We start from the raw sequence: 19,703 nt of genomic DNA, 5'->3' as shown, positions 1-19,703 counted from the left end.
GCTCCTGGCGGGGCGCGTATGGCGCGCCCCGCTTGGGTTTACTGGGCGGGCAGGCGGCCGAAGTCGCCATTGTTGAAGTCGCTGATGGCCTGCATGATGTCCTCGCGCGTGTTCATCACAAACGGGCCATAGCCGACCACCGGCTCATCAATCGGCTCGCCGCTGAGGATCAGCAGGGTGCTGTCGCTGTCCGCACGCACCCGGAAGCTCTCGCCCTCACGTCGAAAGACAGCCATTTCCGAGTCGTGCACGGCCTCCTCATCGTTGAGGGTGATATCACCATGCAGCACCACCACAGCCAGGGTGTGTCCGGCGCTGACGTCAAGGCTCAGCTCGCCGCCTGTCTGCATGCGCAGATCCCAAACATTCAGCGGCGTATGGGTCATTGCCGGTCCTGTGGCGCCGGCGTATTCGCCGGCAATGACGCGCAGCGTGGCCTGCCCATCGGCCAGGGTCAGCTCGGGGATCTGCGTCTTGAGCAGGGTCTGGTAGCGCGGCGGGTTCATCTTGTCGCGGGCCGGCAGATTGACCCACAGCTGAACCATCTCCAGTTCGCCACCTCGCCGGGTGAAGGCTGGTGAGTGAAACTCTTCGTGCACCACGCCAGCGGCAGCGGTCATCCACTGCACATCCCCAGGGCCGATGTGGCCGCCACCACCGGACGAATCACGGTGATCGACTTCACCGGCATAGACCAGGGTGACGGTTTCAAATCCGCGATGCGGATGTTCACCCACGCCACGCGGTTTTTCGGCCGGCTCAAAGTGGGCCGGGCCGGCATGGTCCAGCAGCAGAAACGGGCTGAGCAGGCGGCCATGGTCGTTGTAGGAGAACAGTGAACGCACTGGAAAGCCATCGCCCACCCAGTGCTGGCCGGGGGCGCGGTAAACACCACTGATTGTCTTCATGATCAACTCCTGTACGGGCGGGTGACGGGCACCTCGCAAGACTATGAGCGATTATGTTGGCGAGACGATGTTTGCGGTAGATGGATAAAAAAGACTTATCGTTCTTCTGGTGCAACGATGTGGCGGCTTATTCGTCGCTGAAGCTGTAGCGCTCGCGTATCTGTTGCTGACCAAGATCCTGCATCAAGAGGATGTTCCAGGCCGCCAGATCCCAGCGTGCACTGAGAAACTTGTCGTCTGTGCTCTGTTCTGCCTGAGCCTCGAGCATGCTCGACAGCCAAGTCACCCGGCCATGAAAGCGGGCTTTGTCGCTGACATCGTCAATCACGCGGGTCAGCGAGGTGGCATTGCCATCACTGTCGTAGGTGATGATCAAAGTGGTGTCCTGGAGAAAATTCACTTTCAGCTCGTCGCGGCGGTCGGACAGCTTCTGGGCCATGTATTTTTCATTTTTGTACAGCTGATCACGCACCAGCTTGCGTGTGAGCTTGGCCAGCGCAAAACCGTCCACATCAATGATGGGCAACAACTTGGCGCTGTCGATGACACCGTAAAGACCCTGGGCGGGTAGAAAAATGCGGCTGCTGTTGCCGTCGTCCTCAGCCCGAACCAGACAGGCTTGCTCAAAAGCGTCCAACGCGCGGCTTTCGGAATTGAACAGGGTCAGTGTTGCATCCCGCGCGATCAGCTTGAACGGGCCCTCGGGGCACAAGGTCTGGGCGAAGCTGGCATCGACCAGACTGGGTTCTATGATCACAGCACGGGTATAGGCCAGCATGACCTGTTCGGCATCCAGCGGCTTGAAAAGGTCGCTGGTCAGACAGCGGGCCCAACTCATCGAGGCCTCAGCGCTGCCTTGTTTGCTGGCCCTCTCAAAGGTTTTGCAGGCATCAAATTCCGGCTTGCGCGAGGCCAGATCACCCGCCCGATAGCACTCGGCGACTTGCACGCCGGCCTGCGGCAGGCTGTGATTGAACGCGATTTCGAACTGCTTGCAGGCTGCGGTGGTTTTGCCCTGGCGCAACAAGCGCTGACCAACGTTATAAACGGCCAGCGGGCTACCAAACATTTCGCCCAGGGTGTACATGTCCTGGATCAATGTGGGCGGCGCTGCCTGTTGCTGGCGCAAGCTGTCTGCAAGGCTGGCATAGCCACGATAGTCGCCTTGCTCAACCGCTTGTTCGGCAGCTTTTTGGGCGGCTTTGGGCTGGCCGGCCAGAGTCAGACGCTCGGATGTTTTGTAGGCGGCGCGCTTGGCGCTGTCGTTGATGCCTTCACGGGCATAGTGCATGCGCAGGCTGCGCACGGCTTTTTCATCCAGGCGCAGCGCGTTGCGGTGGAGCAGCGAAAGGCCTAGTTCACTGTTCTTGCTCATGCCTTGGCCATTCAGGTAGCACAAGGCGAGCTGATAGGTCGCATCCAGATGGCGGCGTTCGGCGGCGCGTTTGTACCAGCGGCAGGCTTCACGCCGATTGGATGCGGCGCCATCACCAAACAGGTTCATGTTGCCGAGTTGATACATCGATTCGACATGGCCGCGTTCGGCGGCGGCGCTGTAGTGTTCGCGCGCCAGACGGAAGTTCAGCGGCGTGCCTTTGCCCTGCTGGTACATATAACCGAGCGGGTAATGCAGACCGTCGTCACCCCATTGAAAGCGGTGCAGTGCGTGGCGAAAGGCTTCATCGAAGCGCTGCTGGCGGAACAGCCGCAAGGTCTCTGCCTGGCTGACCTCGGGCGGAGCGCGCCCATCATCGCGCGCGCTCACGGTCTGGATGGGCAGCAGCAGTCCAAGCCCTACTATCAGGGCCGACAGGAATTGGCTCAGGCGGACGAATCTATCCATGATCGCACTGCGAAGGTTTGCGCCATTGTAGCTTGGCCCTCGTGCTGTTCGGTTGGCAAGCGCCCTCAAGTTTGCGGCGAGCCAGCCGATGAACCCTGCATGACAAGCAATCTGTTCAGCAATATCAACGAAAGCACACGCCTGGCCGGTTACAACCGCTTGGCATTGCTGCTGTTTCAGTTGGGTGAGAAGCAACTCCACGGCATCAACGTGTTCAAGGTGCAGGAAGTTGTGCCTTTGCCCCCGCTGGTTGCCGTGCCTGGTGCCAGTGCCCAGGTTCTGGGTCTGGCACGTATTCGGGCGCGCAACATACCGGTGCTGGATATGGCCGCAGCCATAGGCAATGGACCACTGGAACAACCGCGTTACGTGATCGTGACCGAATTCAATCGCTCGGTTCAGGGCTTTGCGGTGTCGGCTGTGGATCGCATCATCAATGTCGATGTTGCAGCGGTGCACCCGCCGCCGCGCGCTGGCGAAGCAGACAGTTATCTGACCGCGATCACGCGCTGGGGTGAGCAGCTGATCGAGATCGTCGATGTCGAACGCATCCTGTGCGATGTGATCGGTGAGCAACGCTCGGCCGAAGCGGTGGATGGGGTGTCTCTGAGTACCCTGGCCGCCGGGCGTAAGGTGCTGGTGGCGGACGATTCGCGGGTGGCACGCTCGCAGATCGCGCGCACGCTGGAAAGCCTCGGGCTGGAGTGCATTCTGGTCAACGACGGGCAGGAAGCCTGGCGCATGCTCAACTCGCTGGCCTCGCAGGGGCCGATCAACGATCAGTTACTGATGCTCATCTCCGATGTCGAGATGCCGGGCATGGACGGATACCGCCTGACCACCGAACTGCGCGCTGATACGCGTTTTGCCGAGCTGTACGTGATTTTGCACACCTCGTTGTCCGGGGTCTTCAACAACACGCTGGTCAAACAGGTCGGGGCCGACCGGTTTATCGCCAAATTTAATGCGGATGAGCTGGGCCAACATGTGATGGAACGTGTTCGCGGGCTTGGTGCGACTCAGGAGCACGCGGCCTGAAAACACGCAACGCATTGTTGCGAATAAGAAAAATTTAGAGGTGGGCGACTGACGGTTTCCCGCCGCATGATTCCGTGGCACGGGCCTTGCCTCGCTGTGCGCAAGTTCGACGCAGGAGCCATGGCATGGCCGGCGATATTCTCAACAGCGCGCTGTACGGCGATTTTGGCAAAGCCCTGAAAGTGCACAGCCAGCGGCTCGATGTGCTGGCAAACAACCTGGCCAATGCGGACACGCCCGGTTTCAAGGCGCGCGACATCGATTTTCGTGCTGCGCTCAGTTCGGCCCAGTCCGCGCGCGGCGATAACGCGGCTCTAGCGACCACGCACAGCGGGCATCTCGGCGGCACCAGCGATGTGCAAGCCAGCCTGCGCTGGCGCATTCCCAGCCAGCCCGCGGCCGATGGCAATACGGTCGATTCCGATCTGGAACAGGCGCGCTTTGGTGAGGCCGCGATGCGCTACGAAGCCACGCTGCGCTTCGTTGATGGGCGGGTCAAATCCATGCTCACCGCGATCACCGGCCAGTAGGAGGCGCCATGTCCAGCTTCAGTATTTTTCAGGTTGCCGGTTCCGCCATGGCGGCGCAGTCGGTGCGGCTCAACAGTGTCAGCAGCAATCTGGCCAACGCCGATGTGGTGGCGGCCAAACCGGAAGACACCTACAAAGCCCGCGTGCCGGTGTTCGAGGCACGTGCCAACGGGCAGGGCGTTGGGGTGAAGGAGGTGGCCGAGTCCACCGACGCACCGCTGAAGCGCTATCAGCCCGGACATCCGCTGGCCGATGAGCAGGGTTATGTCTACGCCCCCAATGTCAGCGTGGTTGAAGAGATGGCCAACATGATCTCGGCCGCGCGTTCCTACCAGAGCAATCTCGAAGCGGTGAACACCGCCAAATCGCTGATGCTCCACACCCTCAACATGGGCCGCTGATATGCAGGTTACCGATAGCACCAGCAGCGCGGCGCTGGCCGCCACGCCGAAAAGCTCACAGCTGGGCCAGGAGGATTTCCTGACCCTGATGATCACCCAGTTCCAGAATCAGGATCCGTTCAAACCGATGGAGAACGGCGACTTTCTGGCGCAGATGGCGCAGTTCTCGACGGTCAGTGGTTTGCAGGAACTGAATGACCGTTTCGACACCCTGGCCGCCAGCATCAGCGGTGACCAGGCTCTGCAGGCAGCCAGTCTGATCGGTCGCGAAATTCTGGTTTCGGGTGATGTGGTCAGTCTGGATGCCGAGGGCCAGAGCGTGGATCTCGCCGTGGTTACCCAGGGCGCCGGCGAGGTCATCGTCGACGTCAAAGACGACAGCGGTCAGCTGGTTCGCACGCTGTCGCTGCAGGCCGATGCCGCCGGCAATCAGCGCTTGAGCTGGGATGGCCAGAACACCCAGGGCGAGCCGGTAGAGGCTGGCCTGTACCAATTTGAAGCCCGCATGAATGGCGGTGACGCCATCGGCGTGCTGCTGGCTGGCCGGGTCGACTCTGTCGGTCTGGGCGGCAGTGACGGCACCCGGTTGCGCACCGAGCAACTGGGCGAAGTGAGCATGAGTGCCGTGCGGGCACTGTACTGAATACGCGCGAAGGAGAATCATCATGACGTTTCGTATCGCACTGAGTGGCCTGAATGCGGCCGCATCCGAGTTGTCGGTCACCGCCAACAACATCGCCAATGCCAACACCACCGGTTTCAAGGAATCGCGGGCGCAGTTTGCTGATCTGTTCAATTCCAGCGCGGTGGGTTTGTCCGACACCCAGGTGGGGGGCGGTTCACGCCTGGCCGGGGTGCAGCAGTTGTTCACCCAGGGCAATGTCAATTTCACGTCGAACGCGCTGGATATGGCGATCAACGGTGACGGCTTTTTCACCCTGTCCAATGAGGGTGCGCTGAGCTACACCCGCGACGGCGCTTTCAGCGTCGACAGTGACGGTTTCCTGGTCAGCAAGGAAGGCTTGCGCCTGCAGGGTTTTGCGCCGACGCCGGGCGGCAATTTCAACACCGCCTCGCTGTCGGATATCCAGCTCTCGACGGCCAGCAGCTCGCCGCAGGCGACCTCGCTGCTCACCACCACCCTGAATCTGCCGGCCAATGCGGCCCAGCCCACGGTGGCGCCGTTTGATCCCACCGATGCGGACAGTTTCAACCATTCCAGCGCGGTGACGGTGTTCGACTCGCTGGGTGATTCGCACACCCTCAACACCTTTTATGTGAAAACCGCCAACGCCAACGAATGGGAGCTGCAGGTGACCCTGGATGGCGCCAGCGTCGGTGCCGCCACACCGGTGACCTTCGACAGCAGCGGGCAGCTCACGGCTCCGGCCAACGGCGACCTGAGTCTGCCGCCGATCGCCCTGAGCAATGGCGCGGCCGACCTTGATCTGGATATCGATCTGGATGGTGTGACCCAGTTCGGCGACACCTTCTCGGTCAACAGCATCCGTCAGGATGGCTACGCCAGCGGGCGTCTGGTGGGCATTGAAGTCAACGACGAAGGTATCGTGCAGGCGCGCTTCACCAACGGGCAGACCACCGCACTGGGGCAGATTGCCATGACCCGCTTCGCCAATGCCGAGGGTTTGCAGGCCCTGGGTGACACGGCCTGGGCGGAAACCTCTGATTCCGGCACGGCGCAGCGTGGCGTGGCCGGCAGCAGTGGCTTTGGCGGCATTCAGTCGGGTGCGCTGGAGGCCTCCAACGTGGATCTGACCGAGCAGCTGGTCAACATGATCACCGCGCAGCGTAACTTTCAGGCCAATGCGCAGATGATCACCACCGCGGATCAGGTTACCCAGGCCGCGCTGAACATCCGCTAGGCACGGCGCTAGATCATGGATAAGTCCCTCTACGTTGCGATGACTGGCGCTCGTCAGGCCTGGGATGCCCAGACCGCGGTCAGCCACAACATCGCCAATGCCTCCACCGTGGGTTTCAAGGCGGCGCTGCTCAACGTGGAATCGCGTGAGGTCAGCGGTGATGGCTTTCACACCCGGGTGCATGCCCAGGCGCGCGCGGCCGGCTTTGATGCCAGCAGCGGTCATCTGATGCACACCGACCGCGCGCTGGACGTGGCCCTGGCCGATGATCACTGGCTGGCCGTGCTCGGCAGCGATGGCGAAACCGCCTACACGCGAGCCGGCGATCTGTCGGTCAATGCGCTGGGCCAGTTGCTGACCTCATCGGGGCAGCCGGTCATGGGTGAGGGCGGGGCCGTGGCCCTGCCGCCGTTCAGCGCCATTGAGGTGGCCGGCGACGGCACCTTGTCGATCATCCCGGAAGGCGCAGGCGCCAATCAGATGGTGGTGCTCGACCGGCTCATGGTCAGCCGTATTGAAGGTGCTGATCTGGATCGTGGCAGTGATGGCCTGTTCCGCCTCAAAGGCGACGCCGAGGCCACGCCGGCGCCGGGCAAGGTGCTGGTCAGCGGGGCGCTGGAAGCGTCCAACGTCAATCTGGCCGAGTCACTGGTGCAGATGATCGAGCATCAGCGTCGTTTCGAGATGCAGGTGCAGGCGATGAAAACCGCCGATGAAAACGCCCGGCAGAGCGCCGGACTGATGAAGCTCGCCTGAGGCGGGCAAGGAGCGTAAGACATGAGTTCTTCTTTGTGGGTTGCCAAGACCGGGCTGGATGCGCAGCAGACGCGCATGACCGTGATCTCCAACAATCTGGCCAACACCAACACCGTCGGTTTCAAGAAGGGGCGTGCTGCGTTCGAGGATTTGCTGTACCAGAACGTGCGTCAGACCGGCGCCCAGACCTCGCAGCAAAGTCAGGCTGCGGTCGGCCTTGAACTGGGCACCGGGGTGCGGGTTGTGGCCACCGAACGCAATTTTGCCCAGGGCAATTTGTTGCAGACCGAAAACCCGCTGGACATGGCCATCAACGGGCGCGGGTTCTTCCAGGTGCTGCTGCCGGATGGCACCCAGGCCTACACCCGCAACGGGGCTTTCCAGCTCAGCGCCGAAGGCCAGCTGGTAACCCCCAGCGGCTATGAAATTCAGCCCGGCATCAGCGTGCCGGCCGACGCCCAGTCGCTCAGTGTGGCCTCCGATGGCACGGTCAGCGTTCAGCTGCCGGGCCAGGCCACGCCGCAGATTATCGGTAGCTTGCAGGTCGCCGATTTCATCAATCCGGCCGGGCTGCAGGGGCATGGTGAAAACCTCTATCTGGAAACCGGCGCCAGCGGACCGCCGCAGACCGGCACGCCGGGGCTGGGTGGTCTGGGTTCGCTGACTCAGGGCTCGCTGGAATCCTCCAACGTCAATGTGGTGGAGGAACTGGTCAACATGATCGAAACCCAGCGTGCCTACGAACTGAATTCCAAAGCCATCGCCGCGGCGGATCAGATGTTGGCCTACGTCAACAACAACCTGTAAGGCGGAGGACGGCATGTTTGCAAGCTCCTGTCGCGCTGTTGCCGCTGTGGCGCTGCTGGCGCTGGGTGGCTGCGCCAGTTCGTCGGCGGTGCGCCCGGAGCCACTGCCGCAACCCGATTACTCAGCCCGCGCGGCGGCACCGGCGGACGGTTCGATTGCCATGCGTGGCGGTGGTCTGTTCTGGTTCGAGGATCAGCTCGCAGCTCAGCCGGGCGATGCCTTGACCGTGATCCTGGCTGAGCGCACCCAGGCACAGAAATCGGCCCGCACCAGCACCGGCAAGGACCAGGATTTCTCCTTGTCGCTGCCCATGTTGGGTGGCCGGGTCGATGACCTGGGCGTGGATACCGATATTTCCAGCACCCGCAGTTTCGAAGGCTCGGGTGATTCCAGCCAGAGCAATTCACTCAGCGGCGAAATCACCGTGTTGGTGACCGAACGCCTGCCCAACGGGCATCTGCGTGTGGCCGGCGAGAAGATGCTGCAGCTCAACCAGGGCCGCGAGTACATCCGTCTGACCGGCATCGTGCGCCCGGAAGACATCAGCCCGGAAAACCGGGTGTATTCAACCCGCATCGCCCAGGCCGAGATTTCCTACAGCGGATCCGGCGCGTTGGCCCAGGCCAACGCGCAGGGTTGGCTGGCGCGGTTCTTCAATTCCCCCTTGTGGCCGTTCTAGGAGCTCGCCATGCGTAGATTTCTGATCGTGATCCTGATGCTGACGCTACCCGGCATGGCCGCGGCAGAGCGGCTCAAGGATCTGGTTTCGATCCAGGGCGTGCGCAGCAACCCGCTGATCGGCTACGGCCTGGTGGTGGGGCTGGATGGCACCGGTGATCGCACCACCCAGACGCCGTTCACCACCCAGAGTCTGGCCACCATGCTGCGTCAGCTCGGCGTGGCCATGCCGGAGGGCTTGAATCCTCAACTCAAGAATGTGGCCGCGGTGGCGGTGCACGCTGAACTGCCGGCCTTTTCCAAGCCGGGCCAGAAGCTGGACGTCACCGTGTCCTCGCTGGGCAATGCCGGCAGCCTGCGTGGTGGCAGCCTGCTCATGACCCCGCTCAAGGGGGTCGACGGCCAGGTCTATGCCGTGGCTCAGGGCAGTCTGGTGGTCGGCGGCTTTGGCGTGGACGGGCGTGACGGCTCGCGGGTTTCGGTCAATGTGCCGAGCAGCGGGCGGATTCCCAACGGGGCCAATGTGGAGCGGGTGGTGGCCAGTGGTCTGGCCAGCGCACAAGAACTGGTGCTGAATCTGCATCAGGGTGACTTCACCACCGCACGACGTATCGTCAACAGCATCAATGGCATGCTCGGGCCAGGTCTGGCCCATGCGGTTGATGCGGTCAGCGTGGCGGTGCGTGCGCCGCAATCGCTGGACCAGAAAGTGGCCTTCATTTCGGTGCTGGAAAACATCGAAGTCGAACCCGGTGATGCCCCGGCGCGGGTGGTTATCAACGCTCGCACCGGCACCGTGGTGATCGGCTCACATGTACGGGTCATGCCTGCTGCGGTGACCCATGGCTCGCTCAGCGTGACCATTCGCGAAGGCGCCCAGGTCAGTCAGCCGAATGCCTTCGGTCGCGGTGAAACTGTGGCTGTGCCGGATTCGGAGATCACCGTGGAGCAGGGCGGCAGCCGCATGTTCCTGCTTGAGGCCGGGGTCAATCTGGACACCATCGTGCGGGCGGTGAATCAGGTCGGTGCGGCGCCGGGTGACCTGGTCGCGATCCTCGAAGCGCTCAAGCAGGTTGGCGCCTTGCGTGCCGAGTTGGTTGTGATCTAGCGCATGAGCGTCAACGCCGCCAAGCTGGCCGCAGCGGGTGCGCAGCTGAACGCCGCAACCGCCGACCAGAACAAGCCGTCGGATGCCCAGGCGGCGGCGCGCCAGTTTGAGGCGCTGTTCGTCAAGCAGCTGCTTTCTCAGGTCAAGATCAGTGGTGGTCTGGGTGGTGGTGACAATGCCCGCAGCGACATGCTCGATTCGATGTGGCGCGACCAGATCAGTCGCCAGATCAGCGAGAGCGGCCAGGGTTTGGGCCTGTCGGCCATGATTGCGCGCCAGCTCGGTGGTGGTGAGGACGGGCGCTTTGCCGCGAGCCGGCCGCTGGTCGATCTGCGCGCCAGCGGCAGCAGCGGTTTCGGGCTCAGTGCGGCGCAAAACTATCTTTCCGATCCGCCGGCGTTTTCCCGCGCCGAGGATTTTGTCCGCACGGTCAAGCCGCATATTCAGCAGGCCGCCAGCCAGCTCGGCGTGTCGCCGCAGGTGCTGCTGGCCCAGGCCGCGCTGGAGACCGGTTGGGGGCAGCACATGCCGGTCGATGACAGCGGTCGGCCGTCCTACAACCTGTTCGGTATCAAGGCCGATGCTTCATGGCAGGGCGCGGTGGCGACGGGCGCCACGCGTGAGTTTGATGGTCAGCGCATGGTTGCCACCGAAGATGGCTTCCGACGCTATGACAGCTATGCCCAGAGCGTGCAGGACTACGTCAATTTCATACGCAGCCAGCCACGTTATGCGCAGGCGCTGGCGCACGGCGGCAACGATGAAAATTTTGTCCAGGGCCTAAAGTCCGGTGGGTATGCGACCGATCCACAGTATGTAGAAAAGATTTTTGACGTGGCGCGGGGTGAAACCCTGGGCAAACACTGGAATGCGATATGAGCGGACTCCTTGGCATCGGCACATCGGCTTTGCTGGCTAACCAGCGTGCTTTGGCCGTCACCGGCAATAACATCGCAAACGCCAATACCGAAGGTTACAGCCGTCAGCGCGTGGACTTTTCCGCCCGCCATGTGCCGGGCCAGATGCTCGGGCAGGGGGTTGAGTCCGGCCTGATCGAACGCTACACCGACAGCTTTGCCAATCAGCGCCTGACCCAGAGCGTTTCCAGCCATGCCAGCGTCGCCAGTGGTGCCGATCTGGCCGGGCGCCTGGATTTGCTGCTGTCCGACCCGGCCACCGGCCTGAGTGATCCGCTGCGCGCGTTTGTCGATGCGGTGGATGCCTGGGCGGCTGATCCCAATGCCACCGAAACCCGGGTTCAGTTGCTCGGCCAGGCCGAGACCATGGCCCAGCGTTTTGGCCAGGTTCAGGACGGTCTGGACAGCTTCACCCAGGAGATCAACACCCGCGTCGGCGGCGCCGTGGATCGCATCAACACCCTGAGCCAGAACATTGCGGAGCTGAACGACCAGATTGCCCTGAATGGCGGTCTGGGTAGCGGGCAGCAACCCAACGGGTTGCTCGACGAACGCGATCGTCTGGTCAACGAACTGGCCAGCCTGATTGATGTGCAGACGGTGCCGCAGGACGACGGCAGCCTCAATGTGATGGTCGGCAACGGCCAGGGGCTGGTGGTCGGCAAGCAAACCAGCCTGATCGGCATTGAACCCGGCGCGACGCCGGTTGATCCGGTCAGCGTGACGGTGGCGGGTTCGGACATCAGCGCGCAGATCAGCGGCGGCGAACTGGGTGGCCTGATGGCTTTTCGCCGCGATGTGCTGGAACCGGCTCAGCAAGATCTGAGTGCGCTGGCCCAGGGGCTGGCGGATACGGTCAATGCGGCTCAGGCGGCTGGTGTTGATGCCAGCGGCGTGGCCGGCACCGCCCTGTTTGCCACCAGTCCGCCCTCGGCGCGACTGGAGGTTCTGCTGGATGATCCACAGGCCCTGGCCTCGGCGCCGGCAGGCGCCGCTGCGGGCAGTGGAGACAACAGCAATGCGCTGGCCCTGGCCGATGCCTTGCGAAGCCCGGCGGTGAACGGTTTGTCCTTGCAGGATGCGCATGTTGCGCTGGTGTCGGGTGTGGGCAGCTCGGCGCGTCGTCTGGAAGCCACGGAAACCGCCGAAGCGGCGTTGATGGCCAACAATCTGGAACTGCGAGATGCCGTATCCGGTGTCAACCTGGATGAAGAGGCCGCCAACATGCTGCGCTACCAGCAGGCCTATCAGGCGGCCGCGCAGATCATTGCCACGGCCAACGAAATGTTCGAATCGCTGCTTGCAGCGGCGCGCTAGGAGGGCATCATGCGGGTCACCCAATCCATGCTCTATCGCCAGACGCTGGCGACCCTGAACGAGCGTCAGGGCAACATCATGCGCGCCCAGGACCAGATCGCCAGTGGCACGCGGCTGAATCAGGCCAAGGATGATCCCGTGGCCATGTCACGGGTGATGCGCAATGACGACATGCTGACGACGCTGAAGCGACACGATGCCAACATTGCCTCGCTGTCCTCACGGCTGAGTTTTGTCGAAGCTGAGCTGGGGAGTGTTAGCGATCTGATGCACCGTGCGCGTGAACTCATGATCAGCGGCGCCAATGCCACCCAGTCTGCGGAGTCGCGCAGCACGCTGGCGCTGGAAATGCGCGCCCTGGGCGAGGATTTGCTGCGTATTGCCAATGGTCAGGATGGACAGGGCCGTTACCTGTTCGCCGGTCAGGATGATGCGACCACGCCGTTTGTTGAGGCCGCAGGGGTGAACTACCAGGGCGCGACCAGCGCACGTCAGATTGCGGTTGATCAGAGCGCCACCATGGCCAATGGGCTGACCGGTGATGCGGTCTTTTTGAACGGCCCGGCTGGTGATCTGTTTGCCATGTTCGATGAGCTGGCAGACACCCTGGAGATGCCCACGCCCGATGCGGCCAGCACGGCTCAGCGCAATGCCGATATGGATGCAGGCCTGACGCGGGTTGATGACGCGCTCAACCATGTGCTGGATTTGCGCACCGGGCTGGGGGTGGATCTGCAACGGCTGGACACCGCCGCTGAGCGGATTTCTGCACTTCAGATCAGTGTGCAAACGGATTCATCCGGCCTGCGCGACACCGATGTGGCGCAAACCCTGTCGCAGCTGGCCCAGGAGCTCACGGCGCTGGAAGCGGCGCAGAAAACCTTTACGCGTATCCAGAGTCTTTCGCTGTTCAACTATCTGTAACGACAGTTTTTGTCGCGTTCATCGTGTGAGAGGATCAATTCACGTGACCAGCGGCGATGAACTCAACCTGCCGTCCGGAGTAGACTGATCACTGTCGAAAGTCGACCAGGAGAGCGTGAATGATCCAGCTCACGGTGAATCCGCATACGCGCATTCTGAATCTGAGCATTGATGCGCCGTTGGCGTCCGTCAATGTGCGTCAGGTGTCCGATCATGTCAGTGCCGAGGTACAGCGCGCTGCCGTTCCCTTCAAAGGCATGTTGATCAGTGCTGCGCAGTTCCCGCCGTGGCGTGATTTGTCATCGTTTCTCGACAATCTGCGTGCAGTGCGTGAGCAAAAGGACGACTTTGCCCGTGTGGCGGTGCTGACCGAGGCTTCGCCGGCGGTATTTGCGGCCGCACTGGGCAATTACTTCTCCAATGCTGAGATCGATCGTTTCGCGCCACATGATGTGCGTCGTGCCGAGGCCTGGTTGGCTTCCGGGCCGGTCGCAGATAGTCCCGCTATAGACACCGAAGTCGCACCTGAAATCAGCGAAGAACCTGTGGATATGCAGGCCACAGGTGTTTTCGAGCTCGAGGCCGGGGAAACCCAGAAGGGCGAAGAAGACGACTGGTTCGTGTAAGCCTGGCTTGCCCATGTCCGTTGCCTGGGTTAATGTCCGCCGCCTGTTCCTTATCTCACTGAATCCGCAACCCATGCGTTTCAACCTCGTGTCCGTACTCGTCAATGTGGTCCTGGTGGTCGTCGTACCAACCGGGGGCTTTGGCGTGGGTAACGGAATGAGATAAGCGACCACCACACACTACAAGCCCCCGGCTCCGCAAGGATCCGGGGGTTTTTTTTTGCCGATGAAAACAGGACCTAAACATGAACGGCGCACAATTCATCCTTCAGGCGTTTCGACAGCATCATATCGATACCGTGTTCGGCTATCCGGGCGGCTGCATCATGCCGCTTTACGACGCCCTGGTAGACGCGCCAGAGGTCCAGCATGTGTTGTGTCGGCACGAGCAGGGTTGCGCTCTGGCGGCTGATGGGTATGCCCGGGCCAGCGGTCGGCTGGGTGTGTGTATCGCAACCTCCGGCCCTGGGGCGACCAACCTGGTCACCGGGGTGGCCAATGCGCAGCGCGATTCGATCCCGCTGCTGGTGATCACCGGCCAGGTGCCGCGCTCACTGATCGGCACCGATGCGTTTCAGGAAACCGATGTGCTGGGTATGAGCCTGGGGCTGGTCAAGCACAGCTATCTGGTGACCGACCCACAAAGCCTGCCGGCGATCATGCATGAGGCCATCGAACTGGCTCAAAGCGGACGCCCCGGCCCGGTCTGGGTGGACCTGCCCAAAGATGTGCTGCTGGCTGAGCTGGCCGATGTGGTGCCGCGCCCATCTGCGCCGGCCCCGCCATCGAGCACGCCCGATCTGAGCGATGCCTTGAACCTGCTGCGGGCGGCACGCAAGCCGCTGATCTACAGCGGTGGCGGGGTGCGCCTGGGGCGGGCTGAACGAACGTTTCGCCGTTTTGCCGAAGCCGCAGCCTTGCCCAGCGTGGCCAGTTTGCATGGCCTGGGTAACCATGGCCGGGACGATGCTCTACATCTCGGCATGCTGGGTATGCATGGCTCGCGGGCGGCCAATCAGGCGGTCCAGCAAGCTGATCTGCTGCTGGTTGTCGGTGCTCGTCTGGATGACCGCGCAACCGGCGCGCTGTCCGGTTTTGCGCCGCACGCCAAGCTCGTACACATGGACACCGACGCCGCCGAGTTCAACAAGCTGCGTCGTGCCGAGGTGTGTCTGAACGGTGATCTGAATGCGCTGCTGCAAGCTTTGACCCAGGCCCTGCTGGAGCAGCCGCTGAGGGTGGATGAGTGGCGCAAGCAGTGCCGCCAGTGGCACGCCAGCGGTGGTTTTTCGGTGGCGAGCCAAACCGTGCCGGAGGCGCCTATCCGCGGTCCTCAGTTCATTCGCACGCTGTCGCGTCGCGCCGACCCGCACAGCTGCATCACCTGTGATGTGGGGCAGCATCAGATGTGGGTGGCCCAGCATTACCGCTTCGATCATCCGCGCCAGCACCTCAGCAGCGGTGGTTTGGGCACCATGGGCTTTGGTCTGCCGGCCGCCATCGGGGCTCAGTTTGCCGCGCCTCGGGGCATGGTCATCAACATCAGCGGGGATGGCTCGTTCATGATGAACGCGCAGGAGTTGGCCACCCTGGTGCGTTACCGTTTGCCGGTCAAGCTGATCATTCTCGACAATCAGTGTCTGGGCATGGTGCGCCAGCAGCAGGAGCTGTTCTACGCCAACCGGGAAAGCCAGATTGATCTGGATGACAACCCGGATTTCGTGGCCCTGGCCGAGGCGTTTGGTATTGCGGCACGACGCATTCAATGCTGGCAGGAGGTGGATGCCGGGTTGAATGCCTTGCTGACCGAGCCAGGCCCGATGCTGCTGCATGTGGCCATCGCCCGCGAAGACAATGTCTGGCCCATCGTCAAACCGGGGGAGAGCAATCAGCACATGCTGGATGGCGCCAGCTTGGCGCAGCCCGCGCAGGTGGCCGCGTGATGGTCAGCGCTTATCAGCTGCAGGTGCAGATGGCGCCTGAGCCTGCGGCGCTGGAACGTCTATGTCAGGTTATTCGCATCCGCGGCTTTGAACTCAGCGCTTTCAGTGCCGAGCGCACTGAAAGCGGTTGGTCTATTGGTTTCACCGTGCATGGCACCCGTCCACTGGCCACGCTGCAGTCCCAAATCGACAAGCTGCACGGTGTAAAGACCACCCAGGTTGACGGCAGATGAGCGGCCTTGCGAGGTTTGCAGCCTTACGCCGCCAGTGCGGGCAGGCGCCGGCCGGTTACCCGAATGCGCAGTCCCATTGGCTGGGTGAATGGCATGGCCACAATCTTGGGTTTGTCTTTTCCGGGCACCAGTTCAAGATCGAAATGATTGACCCAGTAGGAGACCATTTCCTGGCAGAACAACGGGCCGATGGCGGCACCGGTGCAGCGGTGTGCGCCTGAACCGAAGGTCAGCACGGCGCGCTTCAGTTCGGTGGCGTTGTCACCCAGAAAACGCTCGGGGTCAAAACGCTCGGGTTCAGGGAACAGGGTCTCATTCATGTGATCACTGGAGATCTGAATGAGCACCTGGTCGCCTTTGCGCAAGGTGTAACCCTTGTACTGAAAGTCCTGCGTGGCGTAGCGCATAACGATAGCGCCGGGCGGATTGATACGCGTGGTTTCCAGAAATGCGGCGCGCAGGTACTTTTGCTTCATCGGGTCAACATGGCCATCGGCCTGCTGGGCCAGTTGCTGGTATTCCTGCCGTACCCGAGCCAGGCAATCTGGGTTGCTTAGCAACCGATAGAGCATGGATGTCGCCGCCGACGCGACGGTGTCATAGCCGGCCAGATACGCCGCCAGCGGGACGATCTTGAGATCATCGTCGTCCCATTGGTCCATGCCGGCTGGTGGTTCATGGCTGAGATATTGGCCCACCAGCGTGCTGGCCTGTAATGCGGGATCTTTGCGCACGCGCGCCACCAGCTTCAGGGCGTGCTTGTTCATACGCTTCTGGGCCGCTCGATAACGCGGGTTGTTGAGTGCCAGCCACAGCGGCACGTGCCCGTAGGTGGCCATGATCAGAGTGTGAACGACAGTCGACAAATCTTTGCTGGAGAAGGGAAACGGCTCGCCATTCAGGACGTTTGACAGGATATCGACGGTTTGTGATTGCGACTCGTGCAGAGGGTCAAACTCATAACCCGCGTCCCAGGCCTGCACATGACGGCTGACACAATCGAAGACTTCATCACGCCGATCGCGTTCCAGTCCGCGGTTCAGGAAACCGCTGTGCAGTTTGCGGAAAGAACGGTGCTGAGGGCCGTCGAAAGTGCCGGGCAGGCGACTTTTCACGGCCTTCATCAGCACTTCCATCGAATCCGTAGTGCTGAGCAATTCGTCGTTCTCAAGCATGCTGATGGCGTCGAGTCCACTTAAGACCGTCATGTCGACACCCAGGATGCGCAAGCGAAAAACGTCACCGTAGGTTTTACGTGTGCGATTCAGAAAACCCACAACATCACCGGTGAATTGACGGATAGGGCCAATCAGCGGTGTTGACTTGATCAGTGGCGCGCGCCGACCAGTACCTGCGCCAAGGGCGATCTGGCCTGAAGCCATAGCGGCATAAGGGCAGGTTTGGGCGCGCGGATCTGAGGTGGTTTCAGGGCTCATCTTTTTGTTCCTCCGGAAGATGGCGGCTGGCATGTGTTCTGTAGAGTACAACAAAAACAAAAAAATGTTGCATCATCGCCGGGGCCGGGCACAGCGCTGTCAAAGAGGCCTGATACGCATGTGTTGTCGCGCCCAAGGCGCCGTGTTTGGCTAAGCTGTCCGGCTCGAACCGCCAAATCCCGTAAATCGCGCATGACCGCAAAACAACGCAATGTTCGTAAAGCTAAGGCTGATACACGTGAGTACGCCAAGGTCAAACAAGTCATGGTGGAGGCGGCTGTTGAGCTGATGGCCGGCGAGGGGTTTCGCAAGTTTCGCTTCGAACAGCTGGCCGAAAGAGTTGGCTATAACCGCGCCACGATCTACCGCTACTTCGACAGCAAACGGGATTTAACCAGCGCGGTGATGATGGCGCTGATGCAGGAGATCACCGCCGATATCATCCGCCAGACTGCGGGTAACCACGTCACCCGGGAGAGCTTCACCGAATCGCTCTACCAAATCGTCATCAAGCTGCGCACCCATCCTAGGTATGCCATCGTCATGGATGCGCACAACATCGAAACCTTTGCCCGCTTGTCGCGTGAGTATTTTTCGGACATCACCACGCGCATGTTGGAGAAGTTTCTGGTCGCCGATTCAGCGCAGCCCATGTTGAAACCAGGCCTCAACATGCATGAAACGGTCGACTGGTTGATGCACCAGATTATTTCCTACGGCTTTCTTGGGATTCCTGGCGATGACCCGCAGCAGCAGAAAAGCTATCTGAACAAGATGGTTGTGTCGGTGATTCTGGATTGAGGCGGAGGCGCGGCAGGTTTGCGACTTTAGCCGGGGTGAAGGCGTGAGCAACGCTGCGCAGCCGCTCTGAGCTAAGCTTTTGCCGGCTGCACTGTGGCCATATGGCTGCGCCGATAGGTCTCCGGTGGCACCCCAAACCAGCGCTTGAAGGCGCGCCGGAAGTTGGCGCTGTCGTGATAGTTGAGCAAGCTGGCTATCGCCTCCACCGAGAGCTGATCCCGGCACAGGTAATCCGCCGCTTGCTGCGATAGCACAGCATCGCGAATACGGCGAAAACTGGTGCCTTCCTTGTCCAGCTTACGTGCCACGCTGCGTTTGCTCATGAACAACTCTGCGGCGGTTTCGTCTTCGCTGAGCAGGCCCGGTGGGCGTGACAGCATCAGCTGTTTGACGCGGGTTTCGAAGCTCGGCGTTTGCGCCTGCATGTTGGCCAGCATGGCCTCGCATTGCTGCAACGCGAGCAGGTAGTTCTGGTGATTGGCCGAGGCATTGGGAATGCGTGCAACGCTCATTGGCAGGCTGATGCTCAGGCAGTTGGCAGCAAACTCTGTTGTGCCGGTGAGGTGCTCGAAATACAGCGCCTGATAGGTCGGTGGCGGGTAGGGAAAGGCAAAGCTGGCTTCATCCACGCGCCGCCCAACAATGATCTCGGCAACCGAGCAGAACATGCCGGCGATGGCCTCGCACAGGCAGCGGTGCACGGCCGGATCGAGCGTGTGGGCAAAACCGACATCGCAGATCAGCTGATCTTGCTGCTCGCTGAGTTGCGCCCGGGCAAAGCTCAGTCGGGTCGGCACAAACGTGCAGATGGCCTGCAGGGCCATATGCAGATTCGGACTGCTGTAAGCCATGAAACCCATGGCGCCATGACTGAGTGGGGTCAGCCGTTGACCCAGCCTCAGGCCGAGCCCCGGCTCAGCAGTCAGGGCCAGGGCATTTTCCAACAAGCGGATCTGCTCGCCCGGTGTCAGCAGGCAGCGCTCGTCCAGCAATTCCTCGACCTTGAGCGTTGTTCCGGCCAGTAATGTGGGCAGGCGTTTTGCCGACAGGCCGAGCTCGCGGGCCATCAGGCGCGAGTAATTGGCCGGGATGTGGGCATCGGGTTTAGGCATGGCGCCGGGCGCAGGTCGTGTCTTGAAATGACCCCAATATGGCAAAAAATGACCTCAAAGGTCCAGCTTGGCTGACCTAATCTGGTGGCTTAACCACCACCTGGATTCTCGTGTATGGGCAAGATCACTTTCATTGAGCATGACGGCGCAGAACATGTCGTCGCACTCGAGGCCGGTTCGTCACTGATGCAGATCGCCATGGATCACGACATTCCCGGTATTGACGCCGACTGTGGCGGCTCCTGCGCATGCGGCACCTGCCATGTCATCGTGGAGGCGGCCTGGGCCAGCCAGCTCGGAGCCATGGCCGCCGATGAGCAGCAGCTGCTCGACATGACGCCGGAGCGGGCTTCGACCTCGCGTCTGGCCTGTCAGGTGCAGGTGACGCCAGACATGGATGGCATGGTCGTGCGCCTGCCTGAATTTCAGATGTGAACGCGGA

The 19,703-nt window shown here is 61.6% G+C and carries 21 protein-coding genes; 17 read left to right on the top strand and 4 right to left on the bottom strand.

Annotated features, from left to right (window positions below):
- Positions 1-38 precede the first annotated feature (38 nt).
- A complete protein-coding gene (locus tag ATO7_RS02355; protein ID WP_083559304.1) occupies positions 39-908 on the bottom strand; it encodes a pirin family protein in 870 nt (289 codons plus the stop codon).
- A gap of 127 nt (positions 909-1,035) precedes the next feature.
- Positions 1,036-2,751 (bottom strand): tetratricopeptide repeat protein, encoded by a 1,716-nt coding sequence (locus tag ATO7_RS02350; protein ID WP_083559303.1) that lies wholly within the window; start codon positions 2,749-2,751, stop codon positions 1,036-1,038.
- Positions 2,752-2,850: 99 nt separating this feature from the next.
- Between ATO7_RS02350 and ATO7_RS02345 the strand changes: the two genes are divergently transcribed.
- The 15 genes from ATO7_RS02345 (at position 2,851) to ATO7_RS02275 (ending at position 15,912) form a co-directional block, all read left to right on the top strand.
- The gene (locus ATO7_RS02345) at positions 2,851-3,789 is read left to right on the top strand and encodes a chemotaxis protein CheV (protein WP_083559302.1); all 939 of its coding nucleotides are present in this window, start codon (positions 2,851-2,853) and stop codon (positions 3,787-3,789) included.
- 125 nt (positions 3,790-3,914) lie between these two features.
- Positions 3,915-4,319 (top strand): flagellar basal body rod protein FlgB, encoded by a 405-nt coding sequence (gene flgB / locus ATO7_RS02340; RefSeq protein WP_083559301.1) that lies wholly within the window; start codon positions 3,915-3,917, stop codon positions 4,317-4,319.
- 8 nt (positions 4,320-4,327) lie between these two features.
- Positions 4,328-4,720, top strand: coding sequence for a flagellar basal body rod protein FlgC (flgC, locus tag ATO7_RS02335; protein WP_083559300.1), 393 nt, complete (start codon positions 4,328-4,330; stop codon positions 4,718-4,720).
- 1 nt (position 4,721) lies between these two features.
- The gene (locus ATO7_RS02330; RefSeq protein WP_083559299.1) at positions 4,722-5,363 is read left to right on the top strand and encodes a flagellar hook assembly protein FlgD; all 642 of its coding nucleotides are present in this window, start codon (positions 4,722-4,724) and stop codon (positions 5,361-5,363) included.
- Positions 5,364-5,385: 22 nt separating this feature from the next.
- Positions 5,386-6,603 (top strand): flagellar hook protein FlgE, encoded by a 1,218-nt coding sequence (gene flgE / locus ATO7_RS02325; RefSeq protein WP_083559298.1) that lies wholly within the window; start codon positions 5,386-5,388, stop codon positions 6,601-6,603.
- A gap of 15 nt (positions 6,604-6,618) precedes the next feature.
- The gene (locus tag ATO7_RS02320) at positions 6,619-7,359 is read left to right on the top strand and encodes a flagellar basal body rod protein FlgF (protein ID WP_083559297.1); all 741 of its coding nucleotides are present in this window, start codon (positions 6,619-6,621) and stop codon (positions 7,357-7,359) included.
- Between the two features lie 21 nt (positions 7,360-7,380).
- On the top strand, positions 7,381-8,166 hold the full coding sequence (gene flgG, locus ATO7_RS02315; RefSeq protein WP_083559296.1) for a flagellar basal-body rod protein FlgG: 786 nt from the start codon (positions 7,381-7,383) through the stop codon (positions 8,164-8,166).
- 13 nt (positions 8,167-8,179) lie between these two features.
- Positions 8,180-8,845: a flagellar basal body L-ring protein FlgH gene (locus ATO7_RS02310; RefSeq protein WP_083559295.1), complete on the top strand. Its 666-nt coding sequence runs from the start codon at positions 8,180-8,182 to the stop codon at positions 8,843-8,845.
- Positions 8,846-8,854: 9 nt separating this feature from the next.
- On the top strand, positions 8,855-9,952 hold the full coding sequence (locus tag ATO7_RS02305; RefSeq protein ID WP_083559294.1) for a flagellar basal body P-ring protein FlgI: 1,098 nt from the start codon (positions 8,855-8,857) through the stop codon (positions 9,950-9,952).
- A 3-nt stretch (positions 9,953-9,955) separates the two neighbouring features.
- Positions 9,956-10,831, top strand: coding sequence for a flagellar assembly peptidoglycan hydrolase FlgJ (gene flgJ / locus ATO7_RS02300; protein WP_083559293.1), 876 nt, complete (start codon positions 9,956-9,958; stop codon positions 10,829-10,831).
- The gene (flgK, locus tag ATO7_RS02295; protein WP_083559292.1) at positions 10,828-12,186 is read left to right on the top strand and encodes a flagellar hook-associated protein FlgK; all 1,359 of its coding nucleotides are present in this window, start codon (positions 10,828-10,830) and stop codon (positions 12,184-12,186) included. The genes flgJ and flgK overlap by 4 nt, the downstream gene beginning before the upstream one ends.
- A gap of 9 nt (positions 12,187-12,195) precedes the next feature.
- Entirely contained in the window at positions 12,196-13,110 is a 915-nt protein-coding gene (flgL, locus tag ATO7_RS02290) for a flagellar hook-associated protein FlgL (RefSeq protein ID WP_083559291.1), read from the top strand.
- A 119-nt stretch (positions 13,111-13,229) separates the two neighbouring features.
- Complete coding sequence (locus ATO7_RS02285) at positions 13,230-13,736, top strand: SpoIIAA family protein (RefSeq protein ID WP_083559290.1); 507 nt, start codon at positions 13,230-13,232, stop codon at positions 13,734-13,736.
- Positions 13,737-13,981: 245 nt separating this feature from the next.
- Positions 13,982-15,679, top strand: a complete 1,698-nt coding sequence (gene ilvG / locus ATO7_RS02280; RefSeq protein WP_083559289.1) for an acetolactate synthase 2 catalytic subunit — start codon at positions 13,982-13,984, stop codon at positions 15,677-15,679.
- The gene (locus tag ATO7_RS02275; RefSeq protein ID WP_083559288.1) at positions 15,679-15,912 is read left to right on the top strand and encodes an ACT domain-containing protein; all 234 of its coding nucleotides are present in this window, start codon (positions 15,679-15,681) and stop codon (positions 15,910-15,912) included. Before ilvG ends, ATO7_RS02275 begins: the two co-directional genes overlap by 1 nt.
- Positions 15,913-15,935: 23 nt before the next feature.
- On the opposite strand, the gene ATO7_RS02270 is transcribed toward ATO7_RS02275, so the two are convergent.
- Positions 15,936-17,348: a cytochrome P450 gene (locus tag ATO7_RS02270; RefSeq protein ID WP_158523003.1), complete on the bottom strand. Its 1,413-nt coding sequence runs from the start codon at positions 17,346-17,348 to the stop codon at positions 15,936-15,938.
- Between the two features lie 192 nt (positions 17,349-17,540).
- On the opposite strand from ATO7_RS02270, the gene ATO7_RS02265 reads away from it, so the two are divergent.
- A complete protein-coding gene (locus ATO7_RS02265; protein ID WP_083559286.1) occupies positions 17,541-18,149 on the top strand; it encodes a TetR/AcrR family transcriptional regulator in 609 nt (202 codons plus the stop codon).
- A gap of 71 nt (positions 18,150-18,220) precedes the next feature.
- Here the strand turns inward: ATO7_RS02265 and ATO7_RS02260 are convergent, their stop codons facing one another.
- On the bottom strand, positions 18,221-19,261 hold the full coding sequence (locus ATO7_RS02260; RefSeq protein WP_083559285.1) for an AraC family transcriptional regulator: 1,041 nt from the start codon (positions 19,259-19,261) through the stop codon (positions 18,221-18,223).
- Positions 19,262-19,375: 114 nt separating this feature from the next.
- Here ATO7_RS02260 and ATO7_RS02255 point away from each other — a divergent pair, with 114 nt between their 5' ends.
- On the top strand, positions 19,376-19,696 hold the full coding sequence (locus ATO7_RS02255; protein ID WP_083559284.1) for a 2Fe-2S iron-sulfur cluster-binding protein: 321 nt from the start codon (positions 19,376-19,378) through the stop codon (positions 19,694-19,696).
- The last annotated feature ends 7 nt before the right edge of the window (positions 19,697-19,703 follow it).

Origin of the sequence: Oceanococcus atlanticus, assembly GCF_002088235.1 — a bacterium.
Lineage (GTDB): Bacteria > Pseudomonadota > Gammaproteobacteria > Nevskiales > Oceanococcaceae > Oceanococcus > Oceanococcus atlanticus.
The sequence above is the reverse complement of the archived record's forward strand: the minus strand, read 5'-3'. Positions and strand labels throughout refer to the sequence as shown.